This is a genomic window from Acidobacteriota bacterium, from assembly GCA_016700075.1.
Lineage (GTDB): Bacteria > Acidobacteriota > Blastocatellia > Pyrinomonadales > Pyrinomonadaceae > OLB17.
This window is the reverse complement of the sequence record CP065000.1, coordinates 2,003,352-2,027,068: the sequence shown is the minus strand read 5'-3', so window position 1 is coordinate 2,027,068 and position 23,717 is coordinate 2,003,352. Positions and strand designations below refer to the sequence as shown.

Below are 23,717 nucleotides of genomic sequence, written 5' to 3'. Positions count from 1 at the left end.
GGTTTACCTAAATGGGCGTCATCATTCGTCATCGTCGCCCGAATACGAGAACATGCTGTCAGCCCAGCGTTTCGACTCAAAGGTCATCTTTCTGATCAGCCCGATCCCGGGAACGATCAACAAAACCAAGAGCGCACAGACGAAATTCACGCCTCGGTTCACACCTTGATCAACCTTTATTTGAACGGGCATCTGTGCCTGCCAATTCTGCCAGGTTCCCTCGACCCGCAGTGTATATTTGCCGGCGGGCAGCGACGATATTGTCATGTTTTGAAATTGTCCGCCTTCGGACCAACTCTCACCGCCGTCGACGCCCGAATAAAATTCGATAGGTATTCCTAACGATTCCACTTCTTGGCTTTGCTCATTTATAAGGTCAACGTCCAGATCCGCCCACGAGTTATTTACCGGTGCAGAAGCAGTGATGCGTAGGTTACGGTTCGCTTTGATATCGAAAGGCTGACTGAATACGATCTGAGCGGTGGTCGCGTTTGCCATCGGCGGAAGCATAAGCTGCTGGTTCAAGACCGTGCTGGAGATCCCTGTGAACGGGATCATAAATATCGCGATCAAGAACAAAAGCAGTAGCGGCAAAGCTCCCCACGTGTAATAGAACTGGCCTGTGAACGGCTGGTTGGGAGCAACACCCCAAGGACGAGGAAGGCCGGATATTCCAAAGGCCTCTTCAACCTCTTCATTGGTCATATAAACACCGACGGACCAATTTATTTCGCCCGGTGAGACCTCCTGCGACAGCATAAGGGGTGCCGCGACATAGTCAACCGCACGAACTGTCTCCCCCTGTTCAACGCGCCAATAGAATTCGCCTTTCACGAATTCGACCTTTGCCATTGCATCCTGAAAGATCTTGAAGGTCGTGCCGTTATACTTCGCTGTCGAGCCGTAGGTTATACCACCGATCTGCTCAACATCCGCAGTGTTGATCGGTTCGACAAAATTCCAATGGTTATCCGAATGAACAAGCCAACGGAAACCGATCATTGGGTTGTAGAGCAGATATTCGTGCCAATAGTAAGTTACTCCGTCTATCGTCACGCTGCGGACCATCGCACCGATGATCTTGAACTTAGACCCGTCTGCGAATGTTCCTTCTGCGCCGATCGGTGCAACAAACTCAGGAGCATTTGCCGGCGGCTTAAGTGTCTTAAGGTATTTGAGGTTCCCGTTATCTACATCAAGAAGAGCCTCACAGTATGGACAGGCGACGCGCTCAGACTGGTCGGGAACGATAAGCTCCAACGGGCCGGCACAATTCGGACATTGGAGCGATGCGGATGCGACACTTTTGGGGTCGCGATCGATAGGCCGTGCATCGCCAAGCCCGATATCCTGCAGCGTGACCTGATCGCCGAGAAATACCCACGGCGGATCGATACTGTAATCTATTGTTGCGAATGCATTTTCTTTGCCCGCGAGGTCGGCGTACTCGAACTGTTCGCCCGGAACCAGCTTGTATGGTATCTCGCCCTCCGCAGCAGAATACGTAGCCCGGCCTTTTTCCTGAACCATCAGCGGCACACGCGACGGTATCTCAGAAACGACCTGGCCGAGTTGTAAGTTACTGAAAACAGGTAATGTTACGCCATCAGCTAAGGGCTGGAAAAAGGTCATGTAAAAGCGGCCTTGTGCTTCGGCGAGCCAGCCGACCCAGCCGTTCGAAAAGGTCGCGTACCATTCGTCCCAAGACCCGCCTAGTTCATGTTTCAACTGAGCTCGTCCGGTCAGTTCAAAACGATTGCCTTTATAGTTTCCCTTTATGCCGAGCTTTAGCGGTGAACGCGATTCCACGACCTCCGCGATCTTTCCGAGGTCTTCAACGCCTCGGTCGGTCCTCGCGACCGCCGTTTTACAGAAAGGACAAATTACAACGATCGTAGAACCCGCGACGAACTCGATCGGACCGGCACACGACGGACAGCTTGTTTGCAGAACGCTCATCGCTCACCTCCGGCCGGCCGAATTTGCATTTCCGCCGCACTTCCTCTTTCGAACGTAGTGATCGTAACCTGATCGGCGCCAAGCAATTCGGCAAGTTTAAGACTCCAGTTCCATTCGGGCCTGGAGCGGCAGCAGTAAAGATTAAATGTGGCGATGCCGTGTTCGGGATAGGTGTGGCAAGCCAGATGAGATTCGGTAAGAGCGATCATACCCGTCACGCCGCCCTCGCCCGGAAACTTATGCCATACTTCGCCGACCGAGATAAGACCGAGGTCGTTCATTACTGATGATAGGACCTGCCGGAGCAGCGGCTCATCTCGCAGCCGTTCCGGGTCACACCCCGTCGCCTCAATGAGCCATTCAGTTCCAACGATCATACTCAGTGCAGTTAAATACGATACAATTTTTTAAGGTTTCATCTTTGACGCTTGAGTCATCAAACGCAATATAGCTTAGATAGAGAGAACTTTATGTCGAACTTCACTATACCGAAATACTCTTTGGTTGTCATTTCATGTGCTGTCGCATTTCTGATCGCGTCCGCGTGCGCTTTCGATTCAGGCTCGGCAGCGGAACCGCTGGGTGACGACCTTCGCGGACCTCAGGTTTTCGGGTCGATCCGCTCACAGGATATAGGCGAAAGCAGTGGTGTCGCTGCCTCAAAGTGCCAGAACGACGTCTTTTGGACACATAATGATTCGGGAGACGGTCCGTTCATCTATGCATTCAATGTGAAGGGCGACAATCTGGGCACATGGAATGTTGAGGGCGCGACCAATATCGACTGGGAGGACATGGCTATCGCTCGAACCCGCGACGGCCGCTGCTTTATCTACATTTCCGACACGGGCAATAATAAGCAGGACCGAGCAGAAGTGACGATCTATCGCGTTGAAGAGCCGGTAGTTACGGAGAAGGATAGGGGACGCCGAAAACGAAATGCGGTCGCGACCGCAAAGGCCGATTCTATGCAACTCCGCTTTCCGGACCGCGTTCAAGATGCGGAGACGCTTATGGTCAATCAACTGACCGGCGAGATCTACGTCCTGACAAAGCGCCTAACGGAACCGTCCTCGATCTACAAATTCAATTGGCCTGAAAATCAAGAGGTTGTGACGGCGAAACTAGTCGGAACCCTAAGTGTTCCGGCCATCCCAAACGGCCTTTTGACCGGCGGAGATATGTCGTCGGATGCTCGCCGCGTCGTTGTTTGCGATTATGCGAGAGCCTATGAGCTGACGTTGCCGCGAGAGTCCAACGACTTCGATGATATTTGGAAACAGACCCCTCGACCTATTGACCTAGGAAAGCGTGAAGCAGGTGAAGCCATTGCTTACATACCGGACGCATCCGCAATAGTCGCGACCAGTGAAAAGTTGAACTCGCCAATAATCATTGTCCGCCGCAAATAGAAAAGGCTACCTTTCGGCAGCCTTCGCAAATTAGACAAACATCAAGCTTAAGGAAGTATCGAAAACTTCCCTTTGTTTTCAACCATCTGACCGCCAACAAGGTCTCGTATCTGCACACGGATCTCGTAGTTGCCGAGCGGAAGCAGCGTGGTCGGAAGCAATTTTGCCAATGTAAGCCGCTGCCCCGAATCGCTCAGTCCCTCCCAATCTTCCTTCTGACGAAATACTTCCTTACCATCCTTAAAAAGGACGTAGTCGACATCAACGGCGGGGCGAAGCGTCGTCTGATCGATACCGGCGTTGTAAACCTGTAGGTAAACGCCGACCTCCTGGCCTACGCGGTAATTGCCTGACAGGTTAGGGATCACCTTTGAATTGCCAATGACGAACATCTGGCCAATGTCGTTCTCGTTGGTTGTTCTAAGACGCGTGGCAAGTATCAGCGAAGACGTCGACAGTTTCTTTTCATCGTATTTCGGGACCGTGAATCCCAGATTGCGGATCCCTCTGTTGCCGGATTTCACATCACGGACGACGACGTCAACCTTGTACGTTCCCGGCGTCAGAGCGATCGCCCTTTGATAGACCGACTTTTTGTCGCGGGCGTCCAGCAATTCCTCAGCGGTGGCTGTTGTTGAAACCGAATCCTCAAAAATGCCCGACCTCTTGCCCGAAACGGCGGTCACTCGCCCGAAGATGTTCATCGTCGCCTGCTCGAGGCCGCCGACCTGTTCGAACGTCAGATCCTTGTTGTTTGTTTGAACCGTGAACGCCGTGATAACTCGGTCATCTGACTGCCGGAAAAAATCGACCCGCAGATCGAAATCGAGCGGATTATTATCTAGCACACCGGAATCGCCGCCTGCCAAACCTTGCAGATCGCTGAACTTGACTTGCGGCGGACGCATCAGGTTAGTCATGATCTCAAGCCGGCGGAAGGGCGAGTCCTGCTCTCGCATATAGTTCGGTGCGTCTTTCGAACCGATGCCGGTTATACGATCACCCTTCGTGCTGAGCCCAAGCTGTTCATTCAGAGTCAGGCCTGCACCCGGAACGAACTTCAGAGCGTCCTTTTCCTGTGCGTCACGGGCCAAACGATATTCACCCGTTCCCGTCGGATCAACGAACTCGATCTCGAGTCCGTCGCCAACGCCGTCAAGATGACGATAGAACCAAACCTCGAAAGGATAAGTAGAAGTGGAGCCGCCGCCCTCGTAGCTCGGACGCTCGTACATGCCGCCCGCGGGTCTTGATTCGATCGAGTCGGGCTTACCGAATGTTATGTAGATCCGGCCGCGATCGGTTTTCCAGCCGGGAATTCCCGAGGTGAAATGCTCGTTGGCATAGGCGATTCGTTCGTAATATTCTTCCCTGTACTCATTTTCCTCGGTGTCAGGATTCGGATCACGACGACGCCAAAAATTCTCAATGAAGTTCTCTCTTTCTTCGTCGGTAGCGAGGGCGCGAAATGCCTTTTTCTCCTGATCGGTGATGATGTAGGCAACGTCGTTTTCCAACCACTTCTTATAGGCTGTCTTGAGCTCCGGGCGGACATTGCGCGGCCTTTCAGACGGATCGACCGTAGGCCGAGGTTCAGGACGCTGTGCCGCCCCCGTATCCGCCATTACGACCAGGACAAAAAATGAGATCAAACTTGCTTTGACGTAACGCATTGTACTTAGACTCCAAATTCCGCCGGTTTTGTCGAGACTCACGAAAATGAACAAAAGCGAACAGAATCCCTTATTTTAGAAGTAAATATCCAATAACACAAGATGCTTTGAAGCTGCTGCAGGTTGCATATTTGAAGACTAGACCTCGGCGTCGGTCTTACGTTTGCTGCCAAAGACCCACGCTATGAATATCGACACCACATAGAGGGCGGTCATTGGCATTGCAAACAGCATCATGTTTGGTACGTCGCCCGTGGGGGAAACAACAGCAGCGACGATGAGGATAACAACCAGAGAGATCTTCCAACTGCGTATCATCAGGCCTGCGGAAACCAGCCCGATGCGCGACAGAACGTAGGTAATTGCGGGCATTTGGAATATTACGCCCATCGCCAACATTATGATGGTGATAAAGTCCAGATAATCACTTGCCCTCAAGACCGGCTTGAAATTTTCGCCTAATGCCAGCAAGTATCTGACCGCAGGAGGAAATACGATGTAGTATGCAAAGGCGACGCCCAGAACGAAAGAGATCGTTGAAAGGCCGATGAACGGGGTCACATATTTGCGTTCGTGCAGATACAAGGCAGGTGATATGAAGCCCCATATCTGCCACAGGAGGAACGGTACAGAAAGGGCCAGAGCGGCATAAAGCGATACCGTGACATATAGCGTGAACGGCTCGACGGCGGTCGTAAACACCATCCGCTCTTCCATTCCCGCTTCGCCCGTCCCATCCAAAACGACCGGCAGCCTCATTCCTTTTGGAATTATCGCGTTTGATGTAACTAACTCCTCTGTCGTGAAAAGGCCCGGTTCGCCGGCCGCGTCAACGGCTACTTCTGCGGAAACCGTCGCTCCCGAAGGCACAACACCCATTCCGACCCGGAAAGTGCGGTCGAAAACATACCGGCCTTTGTCGCCCATCTTGAGTTCGCCGATGGATAGTATCTTTTCTTCGCCGGTCAGGCCGGCAACCGGCAATTCTCGTCTCTCAGCCTCGGAAAGCGCTTGGCGGATGGGAACCGACAGGAACTCGTATATTCGGTCTGAAACGAACCAGCACACAACGAACGCGAGGACGACGATAATGACAGAATTGACCAGCCGCCGCCGCAGCTCGTCCAGGTGCTCCAGAAACGACATCTGTGCCGTTGGATCTGTATTTTCGATTGCTGGCATCTTATGCCGGTGATCTAAAGCCACTCGGCTCTCTCATTTTCTGTTGCGGCCTTTTCGACTGCAGTGTCTTCCTGATCGATCTGTTCAGAAAGCTCGGCTCGGTTGCTGAGCTGTTTAAATGTTTCCGGGTCGACTTCCTTCACGGTTGGTTTGGCAGAGCGGGTATCCGAGGTGTTCGCAATTGGCTCTTCCGCCTCTAACTCACTGAGCTGTAAGGACTTAGCTTCTTCCTCGAAATTGACTTCGCGTGACCAGGTCTCTCTGAATTCACCTGCCGTTGACCGAAACTCTGCCATCATTTTTCCGATCTTTCGCGCCATCAGGGGCAATTTGCGCGGACCCAGAAAGATCAGAGCAACGATCCCTATCAGGATCAGTTCAGACGTGCCGAGCGATTCGAAAATGAATAGGAACATCAATTCTGCCCCGCGATGATCTGCCGATAGATACGATCAAGGTCGTCGAGATTGTAGTATTCGATCTCGATCTTTCCCGCAGAACCCTTACCATTTGGCCGGATCTTTACGTTTGTCTTAAGTTCCCGCATCAAACGAACCTCGGCCGCCTTTATATTTGGATCTGCGGCGGTTTCATTTCCTTTGGTTCCAGGCCTAGGGACGTTTCGATCGGCCTTTATAGCCCTCTCTACCTCGCGAACCGAAAGGCCTTTCTCAATTATCTCATCGGCGACGGACCTTTGGATAATTGGGTCGTCAGTCAGGAGCAAAGCCCTGCCGTGGCCTGCTGACAGCATTCCGTTCTCAAGGTCCTTTTGGACCGTCGCGGGAAGCTTGAGCAGACGCATCGCTGTGGTGATAGATGTCCTTGATCGCCCAACCCGTTCAGCGACCGCTTCCTGCGTAAGTCCAATGTTATCAATGAGTTTGCGGTATGCTGACGCTTCCTCGATCGGGTTCAATTCCTGTCGTTGAATATTCTCGATCAGGGCCAACTCTAACAATTTCTCGTCTGAAACCTCCCTTACAGCAACCGGCACCCGACGCAATTCAGCCTTTTGCGCTGCTCGCCAACGCCTCTCTCCCGCAACGATCTGGTACCTTGTTCCGATCTGTCGAACAACAATAGGCTGCACTATGCCGTTAGACCTGATCGACTGCGCGAGTTCCTCCAGAGTGTCGTCGGCAAATCGGGATCTTGGTTGATCGGGATTGGGATCGATCAGGTCAATATCGATCTCAGTGGTCTTGTTTTCGGCCGTCGGAGCACTTGCCTCTCCCAGCAAGGCGTTCAGCCCTCGGCCAAGAGGTTGTCTAGCCATTTTTAAGAATCTCCTTTGCCAATTGTCTGTAGCTTTCGGCCCCGCGCGATCTGGGGTCGTAGATCGCAATGGGTTTACCGAAACTTGGGGCTTCCGCCAACCTCACATTTCTGGGGATCACAGTTTTTAGTACGCGGGAACCGTAAAAATCCCTTAGGTCTTTGGCTACAGCCGACGAAAGATTAGTTCTTTCGTCATACATCGTCAGCAAAAGGCCCTCGATCGCTAAATTTGGATTCAGCTCTCTTCTTAGCCTCGCCAGCGTATCAAATAACTCTGTGACCCCTTCGAGTGCGTAATATTCGCATTGGATCGGAACCAAAAGCGTGTCGGCAGCGGTCAGGCCGTTCAGTGTGAGCAATCCTAATGACGGCGGGCAATCTATGATCAAATAATGAAAAAATGGGCGAACGTCCTCTATCAACTTCTTCAGAGCACCCGAACGCTCTGCAGATTCGACCAGTTCGACCTCGGCACCCGCCAGATTCTTGTCGGACGGCAGCACCCAAAGTGTAGGTATGTCGGTAGAAACGACCATTTCCCTGACAGGTTCACCGCCGATCAAGGCGTCGTAGAGGCTTTTTCGAGAGACATTTCGGGGCACGCCCGCCCCGGAGGTCGCATTTGCCTGGGGATCGGCATCGATCAGCAAGACCTTTTTCCCTTCAAGCGCCAATGCCGCGGCCAAATTGACTGCCGTCGTCGTTTTCCCTACTCCGCCTTTTTGGTTCGCAACAGCGATAACTCTGCCCATTTACAGCAATTATTGTTAATCTAGCACACAGCCCGTCTAGGCGCGAATTAAAATGTGGCACGTGCCACATAAAGACAGCGTGATCGACCATGTGGCACGTGCCACATTTGACTACCGGTTTGTCGGACGCCGATCGGTGCCTGCTGCGGTGAGGTGAACAAGAACCGACGAAAGCGCGGCAGGGGTTAGCCCGGAGACAGACCTGACCTGACCGAAATTGCTTGGTCTTGCCCTTTCCAGCCTTTCGACCATTTCATTCGATAATCCGCCAATTGACGAGAACTCAAAGCCTTCCGGAACTTTCAAACTATCGTGATTTTTGACCCGTTCCGCGGCGGCTTGATGTTTTTCGATGTACCCTTTGTACAGTGAATCCGCAAGCGCCGATTCAAGATCCTCCACAGAGACCTCATTTTGCAATTCTGCCGGCAGCAGCCGCCTGATCAGATCCGGAGTAACACCCTGTCGCATCGCAAGCTGAGTAAGTGTAAAGGAATCCCCAAGGTCCTTGCCCAGAATACCCGCAACTCCGGCGTATTCAGGCGATGAGCGTCTAAAACGCGAGTTATCGAGAGCCTCCTGGAGTCTTGCCAGCCTTTCTCGCTTATTGTTGAACCTCTCCCATTCCTGATCGCCGATCAAGCCGACCTCTTTACCTTTTTCCGTGAGCCGCCTGTCCGCATTATCATGCCGCAGCGTCAACCGAGCCTCAGCACGCGAGGTGAACAAACGGTACGGCTCATCGACGCCATGCCTTATCAGATCGTCGGCCAAAACGCCGATATAAGCCTCATTGCGGCCCAACATAAAAGGCTGCCGCTTTTCGACCTTAAAGGCTGCATTTATTCCGGCCAAAAGTCCCTGACATGCCGCCTCTTCATAGCCCGTAGTGCCGTTTATCTGTCCGGCCAAAAAAAGACCGTCGATCCTGGAACTTTCCATCGTGGGTTTAAGTTCCCTGGGATCCACGAAATCATATTCGATAGCATAGCCGGGCCGAATGATCCGTACATTTTCAAATCCTTCGATCATTCGCAGCAATTCAAGCTGCAGCCCCGACGGCAGTGACGTCGAAAAACCGTTCAGATAGACCTCGTTCGTGTCGTGCCCTTCGGGTTCGAGGAACAGCTGGTGCCTATCTTTTTCAGCAAACTTAACGACCTTGTCTTCGATAGATGGGCAATATCGGGGACCAACTCCCTTTATTTTCCCCGAATAGAGTGGTGATTGATCCAAATTGCCTCGAATTTCGCGGTGAATATGTTCGTTGGTATAGCCGATAAAACAATTTATCTGCTTTTGCTCGATCTTATCCGTTGAAAACGAGAAAGGGACGGGACGTTCATCAGGCGGTTGCGGCTCAAAGGCATCCCATTCGATGGTTCTTCCATCAAGCCGCGGCGGTGTTCCGGTCTTTAGTCGGCCGACCGGAAAACCGAGGCGCTTCAGATGTTCGGCCAAGTCGATCGATGCGGGTTCGCCTGCACGACCGGCGGAATAGGTGGTCCGGCCGGTGTGTATCATTCCATTCAGAAATGTACCGGTGGCAATGACCACAGTAGACGCTCCAAACCTTCTCGAATCTTGCAGCTCAACGCCTATAACTTTATTGTTTACAACAATTAACTCGGTCACAACTCCCTGTCGCAGTCCAAGGTCGCCGGTGTTTTCCAAGAGCGAACGCATCTCCGTTCGATATAGTGACCGATCTGCCTGGGCTCTCGGCGATTGCACCGCAGGGCCTCTTGATCGATTCAGGAGTCTGAACTGGATGCCCGCCCGATCGATCAGACGGCCCATGATCCCGCCAAGGGCATCTATTTCCCGGACCACATGGCCCTTCGCAATGCCTCCTACCGCGGGATTGCACGACATCTGTCCGACAAGGTCCAAGTTGATCGTGACGAGCGCGGTCCTTACGCCGAGGCGCGCCGCAGCAGATGCCGCTTCGCATCCGGCATGACCTGCCCCAATGACAATTACATCGAACGTCTCGTCAAACATACCCACTTCGGCAATCGAAACCGAAACGGTCAGTTTATAACAGTGTTAGGGATTTGGAAAGAAATTTCGATGACCCGAGAGGCGGCGTTTCATGTGAAACAGCGACATATTTCGACGGACCGGTCGGCTCCGGCAGCTACTGCGAGGGACACATTTCCCAACGTCGATCGTTCGCCAATGGTTGGTGCGCTGTGAGGACCTACCAAGATCGCGTCGGCTCTCCAATCAACTGCTTCAGTCAGAATACCCGTGACAGGGCTGCCAAACCTCACAGCGACATCAGATGCAATATCTGCTTTGATGAGCCGCTTTCTCGACCCTTCGCATAGTGTTTCTGCCCATTGCTGTACGTACCGCTCACTGACGGCAAGATCTCTTATCTGCGGTGCGAATCGTCCTATGGTCGCTACAACGGCGGAATCAGCAACGCTGACAAATCTGACCTCGAGGCCGTCAGGCCAAGTTCTGGACAATAATGATTCCACAGCACATTTCGAACCGGCACTTCCGTCGTAGCCCACCAGCACCCGTGTGGGCCTTGCTTCTTTTACGCCGGGAGCTCTTGAGATCCTGACAGAACATGTCGTATCGGAAATAACCTTTTGTGAAACCGGGCCGAGTTTAAAATGACCGTCGGCGTCGGGATTTCCCGGTTCACCGAGCATTATCAGGTCCGGGTGAAAAGCGTCCGCCTCGCGCACCACCGATCCGGCCGCATCTCCGGAATCCAGCCGGTATTGAAAAACATAATTCGGAAATCGATTGCACATTTCCCGGTGAGCAGATTCGGCTAGGTCGTTGGCCTCTGCTTCGGTCTTCGGAAAAACCAAGGGATCGGCCACCACCAAGATCCGGATCTCGGACTTTGGCGGCAACCCAGCAAAAGTGAGATCCTCAAATATTGCTGACGATGCTGAGGATCCGTTGTACCCGATCAAGACCCGCATAACTTTAGAACCACCCGCTCATCTTTTTTTGGCATCGGCCCGGCCGATTTGCCTGCCGAGCGTAGGTGCAAGCACTATGCCAGCGAAAGCTCCATTTTTGATCGAATTTTGCTCCCAAAGTGTGTGAAATTACACACGCGCCGTTAAAATCTTCTCACCTTGGACATATTTCGGCTCCAATTTGTCAAATTTCTGCCTACTTATGGGCCGATTTCGAGAGATCGACTTGGAATGAATATTGCAGGAATGGTTGTGTATTCAGATTCTAAACGCTGAAGTAGGAGGAATTCAGTGACACCACAATTATCAACTGATGATCGAAGTATTCAACGGTCTGATCAGGGACCGGGTGTTGTTACTGCGGGAGACCACAATATCGCGTCCTTCATCGGTGATGTCGCCGGACCGACCTTGATCGTGGTCGGCGGGCTGCACGGAAACGAGAACGCGGGAGTCATCGCTCTTCGCAAGGTCGCTTCCACGCTCCGAGATCGAAGTGACCGTATACAAGGAAGAGTGGTGTTTCTTTCCGGAAACACCAGAGCTCTGATCGAGGGCAAACGATTTATTGAGCACGATCTGAACAGAGCGTGGACGTCCTCCGCGATGTCAAAAGTCGGCTCGCAGGAAATGCTCCAAACATCTGAGGGCATTGAACTTACGGAACTTGATTCGATCCTCGACAGTATCCTCATCACCGCAAGGGGCGAAGTATATGTGCTAGATCTGCATTCAACCTCCGCGGACGGGATGCCATTTGCGACCGTTGGGGATACGCTGCGTAACCGCAATTTTGCACAGCAATTTCCGGTTGCGATCCTGCTCGGTATCGAGGAGCAATTGGAGGGAACCATGCTCGAATACCTGAACAATCTCGGAGCCGTCACGCTCGGTTTCGAGGGCGGGCAGCATTATTCTGGAAAGACCGTGAAGAATCATGAAGCACTTGTTTGGCTCGCACTGGTGAACTCCGGCATTCTTGCCGAAAAGGACGTTCCGGATATTAAAGAAAAATATAAACGCCTCGATGCGGCCGCTAATGGTTCAAAAATATTCGAGATAAGATATCGTCACCCCGTGAAGCCCGAGGACGATTTCATGATGGACGCCGGTTATAACAATTTCGATCCGATCGAAAAAGGACAGGCTCTTGCGGTCGACCGGAATGGAAGAGTGTTTGCCGGTGAGAATGGTGTTTTGCTGATGCCGCTGTATCAGAAGCTCGGCGAGGATGGATTTTTCACCGGACGGCGTATCTGGCCTTTTTGGTTGTGGCTTAGCGGAGTTTTGAGACGCATCGGGGTTCAATATTGGGTTCGGATATTGCCCGGAGTGAGGCGAGACGGCAAAGACCCGGACACATTGATCGTAAATACGAGCGTAGCCCGTGTGTTCCCTTTACAGATATTTCACCTCTTGGGCTTTAGACGACGCAGATGGATCGGAAAAACGCTGGTGGTAAGCAGGCGGAAACATGACGTTATAAGTCCCTTCGTTCGCGAACGTACCGGATAAGTATGGGCGAAAAGACCATTTCATTAGATTACGACGAAGCTCAGATGCGCACCTTTACAATGGGCGTACTGCACGACCTGCAGGCTCTCGAAAAAATGCTGGAGAGTGGAATGTTCGAGGAGAATGTCCTTCGCATCGGTGCCGAGCAGGAGATGTTCCTGGTTGATTCCGCAATGCGGCCGGCACCGATAGCGATGGAGGTCATCGAGGCAGCCGGCGACAACAGGCTGACAACAGAGATCGGGCGTTTCAACCTGGAAGCAAACCTCACGCCGCTTGACCTGAACGGAGACTGCCTGGCCAAGCTTGAAGCAGAGATCTTAGATGTACTGGATGTCGTAAGGAATGCCGCCGGAGAATTTGGGGCTGACATATTGCTGGCGGGTATTTTGCCTACGATCCAGGTCTCAGATCTGTCGGAAAAGAACTTAACACCGCTGCCGAGATATCGCGAAATAAACCGCGTGGTGACGATGCTCCACGGAGAAGATAGGCTCATCCAGATCAAGGGCCTGGATGAACTTCAGTTGACCCTGCAGGATACATTTACAGAGTTTTGCAATACCAGTTTTCAAATTCACCTGCAGGTCGGAGCGAAAGATTTTGTACGGTATTACAATTGGGCACAGGCCATTTCGGCTCCCGTTCTGGCATCGGCTGTGAATTCGCCGCTGCTGTTCGCTCACAGGCTTTGGCATGAGACGCGGATCGCACTTTTTCAGCACGCTGCAGACACTCGGTCGCATATACATAAAGAAAGAAGCCAGCCGCCTCGCGTGAATTTCGGCGATCGATGGGTCAATGACTCAATAATAGAGGTCCTTCATGAGGACGCAGTTCGTTTCAGGATACTGCTGACGCAAGCTATCGAGGAAAACTCGGTTGAGACACTTCAGAAAGGTGGAATTCCGCAGCTCGCTGCCTGGCGGCTGCATAACGGCACGATATGGCGATGGAATCGCCCGTGCTATGGGGTCGCGAACGGCAAACCGGGACTGCGGATCGAGGCAAGATATCTCCCGGCGGGGCCTTCCGTAGTTGATGAGATGGCAAATGCGGCATTCTTTCTTGGGCTTATGACGGAATTGCCCGAGGAGTTTGGGGACATAACAGAATATATGTCCTTTGACGACGCAAAGAACAATTTCTACAACGTAGCCCGCTATGGAATGAACGGCCAGATCTATGGCCTTGACGGCAAAAGCCGCCGCGTGGGACGCCTGATCCTCGAGGAACTGCTGCCGCGTGCCCGCAAAGGGCTGCAGCGTGTCGGCGTGGACGAGAACGACAGTGAAAGACTTTTTGAAATACTGGAAAAACGAATAAAGGCCGAGAAGACCGGTGCCTGCTGGATGATCGAATCCGTAGCCGGAATGGACGAACGTGCAAAATGGAATGTGCGGTTAAGGTCGCTGACCTCTTCGATCAAGGAAAATCAGGAGAAAAATATGCCTGTACACGAATGGGAGCCGGCAACCATTCCGGAGCAGTCTGAATGGATAGACAATTACAAGACCGTGGAGCAGTTCATGGCCGTCGATCTGTTTACCGTGCGGCCTGAGGATGTCCTCGACCTTGCGGCCAGTCTAATGCATTGGAAGCATGTCCGGCACGTTCCCGTGGAAGATGACGCGGGCAATCTTATCGGCATTGTCTCGCACCGTGATCTATTGGAGCTTTTCGCTTTGGGAAAGATCCGCGGTCCTGCCGAATTGATCGTGCGGGACGTCATGAAGACCGATCTCATTACCATAGATCCCGAAACACCGACGCTGACCGCCCTGGAATTGATGCGCGAAAAACGGATCGGCTGCCTGCCGGTGGTCAAGGATGCAAAGTTGATCGGTTTGGTCACGGCGTACGATTTTTTGACCGTTTCAGCAAAACTTTTCGAAGAAAAGCTTTGCAATGTTATGTAATTAGTGGTTTCACTCGCGGAGGTAATATGTCTGCAGTAGCAACAAGAGACAATTGGTCTGACTTCATTTCTTACTTCAACGGCGCCAATCTTGGCCGCAAGACGCGGTTGGGTGTTTTTGAAAATCCGGCAAACGTCGTTACGGACTACTGGATAGAAAGCGGGTTGCCGTTCTCGGGAATCGACAAGGAATCCCGTGACGGCCGGACCAATCTATTCATTCGTGTAAATACAATGTGTCACACCGTCAATGACGTCAAGGAGATCACGATGCACTTGAGCCGCTTCTCGGACGAGGACGGCATCGACATTTCGAGTGCGGACGGCCGTGTTACGCTGCTTCGGTTCGAGAACTAGTCAGTCGATCAATAATACGGCAATAGCGCGTAAATTTACGCGCCTTGCCCGAAAACTTCGCAACATTTGCGGCAAATCATTGTTAAATTGAAGAGAATAGAGTAATTTAGTGGTGCTTTTCCTTTAATTCAGTGGAATGAGGTTTGCCTTTGAATGTTGCCGACAGGTTGCAGCTACCTGTAGGCGATGATGAAAAACACTATTACTATAAACGGCGGGTTAAAGTGCAGCGGTTGTGACAACCGCTCTCATAATTATTTTTGCGAATTGCCTCATGATGTCGGGATCGCATTGGACGCCATCAAGTTTTCCAGATCATTCCCAAAAGGCTCCATTATTTTTCTTGAAGGGCAGCCTGCCCACGGCGTTTACATTCTCTGTGAGGGAAAGGTAAAGATAACCTCGTCTTCGCCCGACGGAAAGGTCATTATTTTGGACATCGTATCGCCTGGTTCTTTGATGGGCCTTAGCTCTGTGATGTCCGGGGGAAATTTTGAAACCACTGCGTGCTCGATCGAGGATGCCGTGGTCAACTATATTTCCGCACCCGACTTTGACAGGTTTCTGCACGAGCATCCCGCGGCCTGCTTCAATGCTGCTGTTCAGTTAAGCAGCTCGCTCCAGCGCGCGACCCGGCAGGTCTGTGCACTTGGGCTTGGTGAATCGGTCGCCGACAAACTTGCAACATTGTTTTTGGACTGGTCCTCGGGAATGAACTGCAATGGGAACGGCATCGTGATCCGAAATGCATTTACACATGAGGATATCGCACGGATGATAGGAACATCCCGCGAGACGGTTACCAGAGCGCTTCGTACATTTCGTGAAATTGGCGTTGTAACCCTTAAGGGCTCTGAGTTAGTAATTCATGACCGTGAAAGGCTTCGGTCGGTCATCGGTTGTCGTTTACAGGCATCGAGAAGCGATGGGCTGAATATGAATGGGAACGGGAATGCTCATCAATTTCTCTGTTAGCTTAACTTTTATTGAAATTTGTGACATCGCTCACAGATAAATCTTATTGCCCCGCCTAATATTATCGCGGGGAAATGTTTTCCTCATCACTCTTTTCGGAGGCACAACATGGCTTCATCATTTAAAGTAAAGGTCGCTTTGCTGGCGGGATTTTCTGTCCTTGTGACAATTTGGGCGATTTCCGGCAGCTTTTCCCCTGCAATGGGGGTTTCGGTAAGTGAGGAAATGGCGGCGGCAGCTCCGGCGATTTCCGGTAACGCGGATGATTACGTCGGCAGTGAGGCTTGCCTTGCGTGCCACGAGGATCAGTCAAAGCACTTTGCTATGACAAAACACGCGAAGTTGAAAGATGTGCCCGCATGGAAAGACAAGGTATTGGGCTGCGAAGCCTGTCATGGCCCCGGCAAGGCACATATCGAGGAGAACGATCCGAAGAAGATCATCTCATTCAAAGATAAGAATTCGAAAGAGATCTCTGAAACATGCCTTACCTGCCATTCAGGCAAAGAGGCTCATAATAACTTTCGCCGCGGCGAACATTGGCGCAATGACGTCGGCTGTACAGACTGCCATTCATCGCATAGTGCTCCGGAAAACAATTTCCGTCCTGACTCCGTCGTTTTCGTAGGCGATGTATCCAGACAAAATCCCGGAAGGGCTCCGAATGCCATGCTTCGCCAGCCCGAACCGCAGTTGTGCATGAGCTGCCATACGGAAACACGCGCTCAGTTCAGCAAGCCATTTCATCACAAAGTTTTGGAAGGAGCCATGAACTGCACCAGCTGTCACAACGCTCACGGCGGATTTGAGTCAAAACAGGCAAAACTCGGCGTAGGGGCCGACACATCGTGTGTGAAATGCCACACAACCAAACAAGGCCCGTTCGTTTTCGAACACGCCCCGCTCAAGACCGAGGGCTGTGCCGCTTGCCACGCTCCGCACGGATCTGCAAATCCGAAGATGCTCAATCGAGGCAACATCAGACAGTTGTGTTTGGAATGCCACAGCAATATCACTGAGCAGTTGGCTCCCGGTTTACCGTCATTCCACAATCAGCTGAACGTCAGGTACAAGGAATGTACAACGTGTCATACAACAATACACGGATCCAACTCAAGCAGATTCTTCTTCAGATAGAGTGCATGCCGGAGGTAAATGATGACTGAAAAAATATCAAGAGATAACTCAGTGTTCGGCTTGGCTAGTCCTTTAGGCCGCACTCTAGTTACATTTGCGCTAGTTTCCTTGTTTGCTGTCGCTGCGGCGGCACAAACCCCAGAAGCATCGCCGGCCACTGTCGGAGGCTACACCGTGACCGCAACGACCGAATTCGGCTGGCGGTGGAAGGATGTTTCAGGCAGTGAGAAAAAATATCGAAGTGACCTGAACTATAAACAAGGATTCAGGACGTTCGATTCGAATATTCTGTTCGAAGCAGAATCAGGTAAAGGCAAGTGGTTTGATTCGCTTTTCATTACCAACACCGGTTGGGGCTCCGATCCTTCGGGTTTCACACGCGTGAATATGGAGCGGACCGGTGCCTACAAATTCAACGCGAACGTTCGGCGGATCAAATATTTTAACGATCTGTCGAACGTTGCCCTGGGGCAGCACACAAGCAACACTAAGCACACTTTTGCAGATTTTGACGGCACGATCCTGCCTCAGAACGAAAAGATACGCTTCATCTTGGGTGCAAGCTTCGGGAACATGAATGGTCCCGGTTTCAATACCACAAGGGCGTACAGCGATGAATTTCCGGTCGCCACCAACACCAATAACCGGACCGACGACTATCGCGTCGGGATCGAAGGTAGGGTGATCGGACTGAATTATGGACTTACGCAGGGGATCCGCAATTTCCGTGACCGTTCGTTTTGGGAACTGACCGCACCGCATCCGGGCAACAACACCACTAACAACGGCGTTCTTGCTACTTTTCGCAGGGACATGCCCACGGAAGGAAAGACCTATTTCACGCAGGGCTTCCTAAATAAGACGTTCGCTGAAAGGCTCGAGGTTACCGCCCGAGGCATCTATGCCTCTACAGATTCGGCGATGGCTTTGTTTGAGACGATTACCGGCCGCGACAACTCGAACAATTTCGTTGACCTCGACCGCTTTTTGATCAACAGCTTTGCGAAGAGGATCCAGAAGCGCGGCGATCTGGGTGCCACATGGATGGCAACTAAAGACTTTAGGATCTCGAACTCGTTCACCATCGACGCGTTCACGATAAACGGAGGAGAAGATCTGGACAATGCCCTTTTCCGTCGAAATGCAAGCGGAACTCCGCTCGCCACAGCGATCGTAAGGTCGAACGCGTTCCGGATCACTGATTACCTGAGATACTCGAATCTCGCAGAGGGCGATTATCAGGTAAACAGGTATTTCGGATTTCACGTCGGTTATCGATTCACACATCGTAAGGTCGATATCGCCGTTCGGGACACTACGCTAACGTCTCCGCCTTCCGGAACTAATCCACGCATCGTGAACGAAACAGAGGAGAACAGCACCCACACGCTCATCGCAGGCGTTAAGATCAAGGTCAAAAAGTTTGGTGCTATCTTCTCCAGTATAGAGAAAGGTACCGCCGATAACGTCTTTTCGCGTGTGGAGAACTATAAGTTCACTAACTACAAGGTTCGAGGCAGATTCACGTTCAATAAGGTGGGCCTGAGCCTTTCAGCGATGACCAAGGACAACACAAACCCCTCCACTTTCCTTACGAATCCGAATATCGACTTCACGACCCGAGTGAAAACACGATATTTCTCGAGTTCGATGGACTGGACGCCCGCCGATGCAGTTATGCTGAGCGGCGGCTATTCGTACAGGCATTTGGATAGCTACACGCCGATCATATTGCCTCTCGGAGGTGTTCAAACACAGGGCACCAGCGAGTTTTTCGCCCGTGACCATTTCGGACACGTCGATATCTCGGTCAAGGCCGGACGCCGTGTCGGTTTTTACGGCAGCTATCGTATCAGCAAGGATAACGGTCAGGGATCGCGTATCGGAGCTCTGCCGCAGAACTTGGTCGGGTCATATCCGATGTCATTTACTTCCCCGGAGATCAAGGTCTCCGTTAAACTGAACCGGAACATTGATTGGAATGCCGGTTATCAATACTACAAGTATAGCGACGTTCAAACTCCGTCGCTGAATTACAGATCACACCTGCCGTTCACATCGCTGAGGATCTTCTTTGGCGGACGAGCCAATGACAGATGATCTCAGTCTCGTAGTAACCGCATCATCGCACATCCGGCGGAGTTCCCCACTCCGCCGGTTTTTTGTTTTATGATCAATATCCGGGATTGCCTTTGTGGCATTCCGCACATTGGAATCTCGATATATCACCGAGATTAAGAGGATGGACAAAGGCCTTATCGCCTTTGTGGCATGCGGCACATTGGTAGGTGTTCATCGTACCGAGTTCTACCGGATGCCGGAACACGCCGTTCTCCGGAACAAAAGTACTTCCGGCATAGGTCTGGCTCAGCGTCGTGTGGCAGACCGCACAGTCGTTTCTGATCGGCTTGCCCTCCTTGCTGAAATGCTGGCCGTCATGACATCGGAAACACCCTTGTGCGTTGAAATGGCCGATATTGTTGATATGGGCCCGCCAATCGGTCTTCATCTCGGGGAAAAAATAGGTTTGATACAGCCTCTGTACTTCAGAAACCGCGGCCGCGACAGCAGTACCTTTCTTAGCGAAAACATCAGGATGCGTAGTCTGGTAATACTGATTGATATCGCGGGCTATGGCCGCGAGGGCCTCATCCTTTGTTTCGTATTCCTTTGCTAGAGCATCGACGGCCCTTGCCTTTAAAAAGGGAATGCTCTGATCCAGCTTGCCTGCGTCAAACGCAACATCTACAGCTCTGGCAGGCGAAAGATAGTCATGCGCCGGACGGCTGTGGCAATCGACACAGTCCATTTTCCGTTGGGGCATCTTATCGATCTCTGCCTGCGATGCCGTGAAATCGGCCGTGCGGTATTCGGTCACCTTTCCAGTAGCATCAGTGAACTTGACCCAAGGGATCACCTGACGTCTTTCATCTGAATAAACAAATGCCACGTCATTCGATAGATTCATGTGCCAATGGATGCCGCCGACAGGCCCGGTCGCTGCGTTTCCGCCGCCGACCTTAAGCAGCATACGGGTTTGATTCAGCGTGTTAGCCTCATCGTAGGCATAATGGTTAAAGACCTTTAGAACGTCTCCATGATATTTTTCCGACCAATGACATTTTTGACAGGTTTCGGTCGCTGAGCGGAGATTATGGATCGGAGTTTGGATCGGACGGTTGTAGTGCCCCGTCATCACGCCGTAAAGCTGCCGCATACCGGACAGCTTTGCCTGCACATAGGCGTCAGCACCGCTGCCGACGTGACATTCGACGCATGCGACCTTCGCATGCGGAGACGCCTGATACGAAACAAATTCAGGCTCCATCACCGTGTGGCACGCTTGGCCGCAAAATATGACGCTTTCCGTGTATTCGAACGCGCGATAGCTGCCAAATGCAGACAGGAAGAGAAAAGCGAACGAAAGACAGCCAAAGACTATAAGGGTGCGTCTCCGCTTCGGGTCGTTCAGATCGATGACCGGAAAAGGCGCTATATCCTCAGGGGCCTTATTCCGGCGGCGACGCCTTTCTATCAGGGCCCCAAGCACGACCAGAAACAACCCAAAAACCAGAACACTCGGTACAAAAATAAATGTAACAAGGTCTGTATACGGGTTATCTGTGTCGCCTGTTAGTTCGATCATGAACAGCAGAACGAAACTCGTGAAGCTCGCTGCGGCAATAGCGATCCCGACGAAACTGATATAGTTTCGCAGCAGGCTGGGCATGACCATAGGCTTTCCGTCTTCGGGACGTTCGGATTCGGGCCTTTCGTTTTCTTCTTTCATAAATCACACTACATCCAAGAACAGCTGACAAACGCAAAAATCCCAAAACCCGCGATCGGCGTCAGTAAAAATGCTCGATACAGCGGGTTTTGGTGTCTAGGTTAAGTGTCCTATGAGGCGATCCCTATTCGGCAGGCTGCCTAAGCGACTTCATGTAGTCGACAAGTGTTTTCGCTTCTTCGGTCTTCATTCCCTTTGCCTCGTAGCCGGGCATGTGAGGCGGCTTTTCCATCTTCTTGCCCTTCATGATGATCTCGATCTGCTCTTCCTCCGGCATATTCGGATCATAGAACTTCTCAGCTTTAGGGCTGTGACACATCGCACAGTTCTTCTTGTACGATGCGGCTGCATCTTGAACCTCTTCCCCGGCAAAACTTTGCGTTTCGGCTCGGAATACCACTACCAATGCAACAAATATCAGGAAAGAAATGATGGCTACAAATTTTGCGTTTCTGGTCTTCATTATAAACTCCTTGTTCATACACATCTGACGGAACGAAAAAATGCGTCCCGACAACATAGTGTTATCGCAAAGCCTGTGCCATCTGCAGTTCAACCCCGATATCGCTGTAACTCATTGCGTTGTATAGGTTTATAAACGTGAGCAGTGTTCTCGAATTGTCAAAGATCGAACGCGATGTGCGAAAAATACCACACCCTCGCTTTTAAAAGCTGAAATTACCACCCTGATGGCATCGCTTACAGCTCTCAAACACGCCGTCCCCGATCCCAAAGGCTCTGCGGTCGTTGTGACAGGTCGCGCAGCTTTGCCGTCCTTTGGGAGGATTGTGCATAGCAACAACCGGAGAGATAACTTGCCTGCCGCGGGGTGCGCCGGCGCGTACCATGTGGCATGAAGAGCAGTTCAACTTCGCACGTCCGGCGTGAGCAGCGTGACTAAAACTCTTCTGAAAAGCCGTCGATGCCTTGATTGCGGCGGGTGGGCGTCCCTGTTCGTGACAGGTCGCACATGAACCGATATTCTCGCCGCCAATCATTGCCTCAGGACCGTGGCATTGATAGCACGTGTTGTGGGCATTGAGTCCGCTAGGATACGAGAATGTCGCGCCTCTACGCTGCGGGCTATGACACGTCACGCATCCTGTCTGACGAGTGTGTTTTGCGTGATCGAAGCGTACGTTAAAGCTCTTCAACCGTGGAAACTTCTTCATCGCTCCGCTGGATGCATCCGTATGGCAAACCGAGCAGATCGCATTCCCGCTATCGGCAAACTGATCGGTATGACAACTGGCGCACGGAATGTGGCCCGGCAGAGTTGGGGTCGCAGCGTTATCGTTACGAGTATGGCACAACAGACACGGCAGACGTGCGTGCTGCTCGTTGCTGTGTAGAAATCGTGAAAAATCTTGCCCTGTATCTACTACCTTCGCAATGTTGGAGTTGGTCTCCTCGGCAGGCGGAGGCTCTGCAACGGCAGTATTCTCGGGCGCCGATGGCGACGAACATCCGACGATCAAGAACGACAACGAAAGAACGGCGACCATGACTGAACTGAGAGTTTGTGGAAACTTCATTTTCCAGCCTCCTCGACCGCCCGTACGTGGGACGCCGGCACAGGCATTTTGCCGAATACGACATGACACTTCATGCACTCAAATGTCGGATCCGTCTTTCGCTGATCGACAACATAATTCAAAATGCCGCCGTCATCCGTCGTCGGGGTCGCATGACACTTTGCGCATGATGAGACCGGAACCTTCTTAGTCAACGGATCCAACGCGTTCAGTGTTGATATGTTATGGCACGTCGCACACGCGAGCTCGTTATGTGCAAAATGTTCATGCTGAAAACGCCCCGAGCCAAACCGGCGTTTCCACGCGAGCCAGACCGGCCTGTTTTCCAATTTGTGCGCCGCGAAGAGCGTCTGGTCAAAATCCGCCGCCGGCTGCGCGGGCCGCGGTTTGTGGCAACTGCCGCAGTTTTCGGGTGCGGGTTCAATTCCAGTATCTGCCGAATGACAAGTAAAACAGGTCGTATGACCGAGAGGAACGGACTTAAAAGTTCCCCTTTTTAGCCAAAAACCTTCGCCGAGGTCAGGCGGCGGCGGCACCAAATATTCATCGGCGGACTCGCCCTGCGGCGACATCGTTTTATGGCAAACTGCACAACTTGCCTCGTTCTCGCTCCGCAATACACGACTCGTAAACGACGCATTCACAAAATTGCCGTTGCTCCTTCGCAGCGACGAGACGATATCAACGTGTTTGTCGTGCGGGAACGCGACCACGAAACTCGATTCGGCGTTCTTACCCTTTGGTGAAACATCGTATATCTCTCGCGGGTTTGGAAACGGATGTCGTGCGTTGTTCCGGGGCGAGGGGTTCGTGTGGCAGATCGAACATATCGCCGGAGTCGCACCTCTGAAAAACTGCTGCGAGTGGCATTTCAGGCAAGAATTATGTTGCGGATAATCTGTAATATCGGGAAACGCGTCCGCTTCCGGCCTTACTTTATTCCAGTTTTTCGACGGGAATTTGTGGCACGACGAGCAGTCCATTCGATGAGCCTTCGTCAGGTGGTCAAATTTAGAGTATTTAGGCGGAGGGGAAGATCGCCGCACCGCCGGGCGTCGTTGCGCATCCGCAGTATCGGGCGCGATATGAACAGCCGCCATCGCGAAAACGGCGACGGAGAAAACGACCGCATATCGTCTGAATCTTGCCTTTACCCGGGACATCAGTAGGAACAACCTCTTGATTGTATTCTGTTCTCCTGAATTGCCTTGTGATTCGGGTCACATTATTGTTTTTAGGAAACTGCGAAAATTTTCACGGTCGCTTCGCTTTTTGTGCCT

20 protein-coding genes are annotated in these 23,717 nt (G+C 52.0%); 7 read left to right on the top strand and 13 right to left on the bottom strand.

The window, feature by feature from the left end; genetic code table 11:
* Positions 1-21 precede the first annotated feature (21 nt).
* Both IPM50_09095 and speD read right to left on the bottom strand, forming a co-directional pair.
* Positions 22-1,959, bottom strand: coding sequence for a DUF4178 domain-containing protein (locus IPM50_09095; protein QQS31836.1), 1,938 nt, complete (start codon positions 1,957-1,959; stop codon positions 22-24).
* A complete protein-coding gene (speD, locus tag IPM50_09090) occupies positions 1,956-2,336 on the bottom strand; it encodes an adenosylmethionine decarboxylase (GenBank protein QQS31835.1) in 381 nt (126 codons plus the stop codon). The genes IPM50_09095 and speD overlap by 4 nt, the downstream gene beginning before the upstream one ends.
* 93 nt (positions 2,337-2,429) lie before the next feature.
* Here speD and IPM50_09085 point away from each other — a divergent pair, with 93 nt between their 5' ends.
* Positions 2,430-3,371, top strand: coding sequence for a hypothetical protein (locus IPM50_09085; GenBank protein ID QQS31834.1), 942 nt, complete (start codon positions 2,430-2,432; stop codon positions 3,369-3,371).
* A gap of 47 nt (positions 3,372-3,418) precedes the next feature.
* Here IPM50_09085 and IPM50_09080 read toward each other — a convergent pair whose 3' ends face one another.
* The 7 genes from IPM50_09080 to IPM50_09050 form a co-directional block, all read right to left on the bottom strand.
* The gene (locus IPM50_09080) at positions 3,419-4,996 is read right to left on the bottom strand and encodes a GWxTD domain-containing protein (GenBank protein ID QQS34493.1); all 1,578 of its coding nucleotides are present in this window, start codon (positions 4,994-4,996) and stop codon (positions 3,419-3,421) included.
* A 186-nt stretch (positions 4,997-5,182) separates the two neighbouring features.
* The gene (gene tatC, locus IPM50_09075; GenBank protein QQS31833.1) at positions 5,183-6,226 is read right to left on the bottom strand and encodes a twin-arginine translocase subunit TatC; all 1,044 of its coding nucleotides are present in this window, start codon (positions 6,224-6,226) and stop codon (positions 5,183-5,185) included.
* Positions 6,227-6,240: 14 nt separating this feature from the next.
* The gene (gene tatB / locus IPM50_09070; GenBank protein ID QQS31832.1) at positions 6,241-6,642 is read right to left on the bottom strand and encodes a twin-arginine translocase subunit TatB; all 402 of its coding nucleotides are present in this window, start codon (positions 6,640-6,642) and stop codon (positions 6,241-6,243) included.
* Positions 6,642-7,505, bottom strand: coding sequence for a ParB/RepB/Spo0J family partition protein (locus IPM50_09065; GenBank protein ID QQS31831.1), 864 nt, complete (start codon positions 7,503-7,505; stop codon positions 6,642-6,644). The genes tatB and IPM50_09065 overlap by 1 nt, the downstream gene beginning before the upstream one ends.
* Positions 7,498-8,259 carry a ParA family protein gene (locus IPM50_09060; protein ID QQS31830.1) on the bottom strand — a complete coding sequence of 254 codons (762 nt, stop codon included), beginning with the start codon at positions 8,257-8,259 and terminating at the stop codon, positions 7,498-7,500. The genes IPM50_09065 and IPM50_09060 overlap by 8 nt, the downstream gene beginning before the upstream one ends.
* A 111-nt stretch (positions 8,260-8,370) precedes the next feature.
* On the bottom strand, positions 8,371-10,263 hold the full coding sequence (gene mnmG, locus IPM50_09055) for a tRNA uridine-5-carboxymethylaminomethyl(34) synthesis enzyme MnmG (GenBank protein ID QQS31829.1): 1,893 nt from the start codon (positions 10,261-10,263) through the stop codon (positions 8,371-8,373).
* A gap of 89 nt (positions 10,264-10,352) precedes the next feature.
* Positions 10,353-11,210, bottom strand: a complete 858-nt coding sequence (locus IPM50_09050; protein QQS31828.1) for a universal stress protein — start codon at positions 11,208-11,210, stop codon at positions 10,353-10,355.
* A 291-nt stretch (positions 11,211-11,501) separates the two neighbouring features.
* Here IPM50_09050 and IPM50_09045 point away from each other — a divergent pair, with 291 nt between their 5' ends.
* The 6 genes from IPM50_09045 to IPM50_09020 all read left to right on the top strand — a co-directional run bounded on the left by IPM50_09045 (position 11,502) and on the right by IPM50_09020 (position 19,212).
* On the top strand, positions 11,502-12,725 hold the full coding sequence (locus tag IPM50_09045; protein QQS31827.1) for a succinylglutamate desuccinylase/aspartoacylase family protein: 1,224 nt from the start codon (positions 11,502-11,504) through the stop codon (positions 12,723-12,725).
* Positions 12,726-12,727: 2 nt separating this feature from the next.
* Complete coding sequence (locus IPM50_09040; protein ID QQS31826.1) at positions 12,728-14,644, top strand: CBS domain-containing protein; 1,917 nt, start codon at positions 12,728-12,730, stop codon at positions 14,642-14,644.
* Between the two features lie 26 nt (positions 14,645-14,670).
* A complete protein-coding gene (locus tag IPM50_09035) occupies positions 14,671-15,000 on the top strand; it encodes a hypothetical protein (GenBank protein QQS31825.1) in 330 nt (109 codons plus the stop codon).
* Positions 15,001-15,267: 267 nt separating this feature from the next.
* Entirely contained in the window at positions 15,268-15,975 is a 708-nt protein-coding gene (locus IPM50_09030) for a Crp/Fnr family transcriptional regulator (GenBank protein QQS31824.1), read from the top strand.
* A gap of 108 nt (positions 15,976-16,083) precedes the next feature.
* Positions 16,084-17,112 (top strand): cytochrome C, encoded by a 1,029-nt coding sequence (locus IPM50_09025; GenBank protein ID QQS31823.1) that lies wholly within the window; start codon positions 16,084-16,086, stop codon positions 17,110-17,112.
* A gap of 21 nt (positions 17,113-17,133) precedes the next feature.
* Positions 17,134-19,212 (top strand): hypothetical protein, encoded by a 2,079-nt coding sequence (locus tag IPM50_09020; protein QQS31822.1) that lies wholly within the window; start codon positions 17,134-17,136, stop codon positions 19,210-19,212.
* A gap of 73 nt (positions 19,213-19,285) precedes the next feature.
* On the opposite strand, the gene IPM50_09015 is transcribed toward IPM50_09020, so the two are convergent.
* The 4 genes from IPM50_09015 to IPM50_09000 all read right to left on the bottom strand — a co-directional run bounded on the left by IPM50_09015 (position 19,286) and on the right by IPM50_09000 (position 23,600).
* Positions 19,286-20,902, bottom strand: coding sequence for a cytochrome c3 family protein (locus IPM50_09015; protein QQS31821.1), 1,617 nt, complete (start codon positions 20,900-20,902; stop codon positions 19,286-19,288).
* A gap of 124 nt (positions 20,903-21,026) precedes the next feature.
* Entirely contained in the window at positions 21,027-21,365 is a 339-nt protein-coding gene (locus IPM50_09010; protein ID QQS31820.1) for a cytochrome c, read from the bottom strand.
* A gap of 202 nt (positions 21,366-21,567) precedes the next feature.
* Positions 21,568-22,437: a hypothetical protein gene (locus IPM50_09005; GenBank protein ID QQS31819.1), complete on the bottom strand. Its 870-nt coding sequence runs from the start codon at positions 22,435-22,437 to the stop codon at positions 21,568-21,570.
* Entirely contained in the window at positions 22,434-23,600 is a 1,167-nt protein-coding gene (locus tag IPM50_09000) for a hypothetical protein (protein ID QQS31818.1), read from the bottom strand. The genes IPM50_09005 and IPM50_09000 overlap by 4 nt, the downstream gene beginning before the upstream one ends.
* Positions 23,601-23,717 lie beyond the last annotated feature (117 nt).

Bases quoted from the DNA above. Each gene is read 5' to 3' on its own strand.
- mnmG (QQS31829.1), bottom strand. From the start codon at position 10,263: ATGTTTGACGAGACGTTCGATGTAATTGTCATTGGGGCAGGTCATGCC.
- tatB (QQS31832.1), bottom strand. From the start codon at position 6,642: ATGTTCCTATTCATTTTCGAATCGCTCGGCACGTCTGAACTGATCCTG.
- IPM50_09065 (QQS31831.1), bottom strand. From the start codon at position 7,505: ATGGCTAGACAACCTCTTGGCCGAGGGCTGAACGCCTTGCTGGGAGAG.
- IPM50_09010 (QQS31820.1), bottom strand. From the start codon at position 21,365: ATGAAGACCAGAAACGCAAAATTTGTAGCCATCATTTCTTTCCTGATA.
- IPM50_09080 (QQS34493.1), bottom strand. From the start codon at position 4,996: ATGGCGGATACGGGGGCGGCACAGCGTCCTGAACCTCGGCCTACGGTC.
- IPM50_09005 (QQS31819.1), bottom strand. From the start codon at position 22,437: ATGAAGTTTCCACAAACTCTCAGTTCAGTCATGGTCGCCGTTCTTTCG.
- IPM50_09085 (QQS31834.1), top strand. From the start codon at position 2,430: ATGTCGAACTTCACTATACCGAAATACTCTTTGGTTGTCATTTCATGT.
- IPM50_09020 (QQS31822.1), top strand. From the start codon at position 17,134: ATGACTGAAAAAATATCAAGAGATAACTCAGTGTTCGGCTTGGCTAGT.
- IPM50_09025 (QQS31823.1), top strand. From the start codon at position 16,084: ATGGCTTCATCATTTAAAGTAAAGGTCGCTTTGCTGGCGGGATTTTCT.
- speD (QQS31835.1), bottom strand. From the start codon at position 2,336: ATGATCGTTGGAACTGAATGGCTCATTGAGGCGACGGGGTGTGACCCG.
- IPM50_09050 (QQS31828.1), bottom strand. From the start codon at position 11,210: ATGCGGGTCTTGATCGGGTACAACGGATCCTCAGCATCGTCAGCAATA.
- tatC (QQS31833.1), bottom strand. From the start codon at position 6,226: ATGCCAGCAATCGAAAATACAGATCCAACGGCACAGATGTCGTTTCTG.
- IPM50_09035 (QQS31825.1), top strand. From the start codon at position 14,671: ATGTCTGCAGTAGCAACAAGAGACAATTGGTCTGACTTCATTTCTTAC.
- IPM50_09060 (QQS31830.1), bottom strand. From the start codon at position 8,259: ATGGGCAGAGTTATCGCTGTTGCGAACCAAAAAGGCGGAGTAGGGAAA.
- IPM50_09000 (QQS31818.1), bottom strand. From the start codon at position 23,600: ATGTCCCGGGTAAAGGCAAGATTCAGACGATATGCGGTCGTTTTCTCC.
- IPM50_09015 (QQS31821.1), bottom strand. From the start codon at position 20,902: ATGAAAGAAGAAAACGAAAGGCCCGAATCCGAACGTCCCGAAGACGGA.
- IPM50_09095 (QQS31836.1), bottom strand. From the start codon at position 1,959: ATGAGCGTTCTGCAAACAAGCTGTCCGTCGTGTGCCGGTCCGATCGAG.
- IPM50_09040 (QQS31826.1), top strand. From the start codon at position 12,728: ATGGGCGAAAAGACCATTTCATTAGATTACGACGAAGCTCAGATGCGC.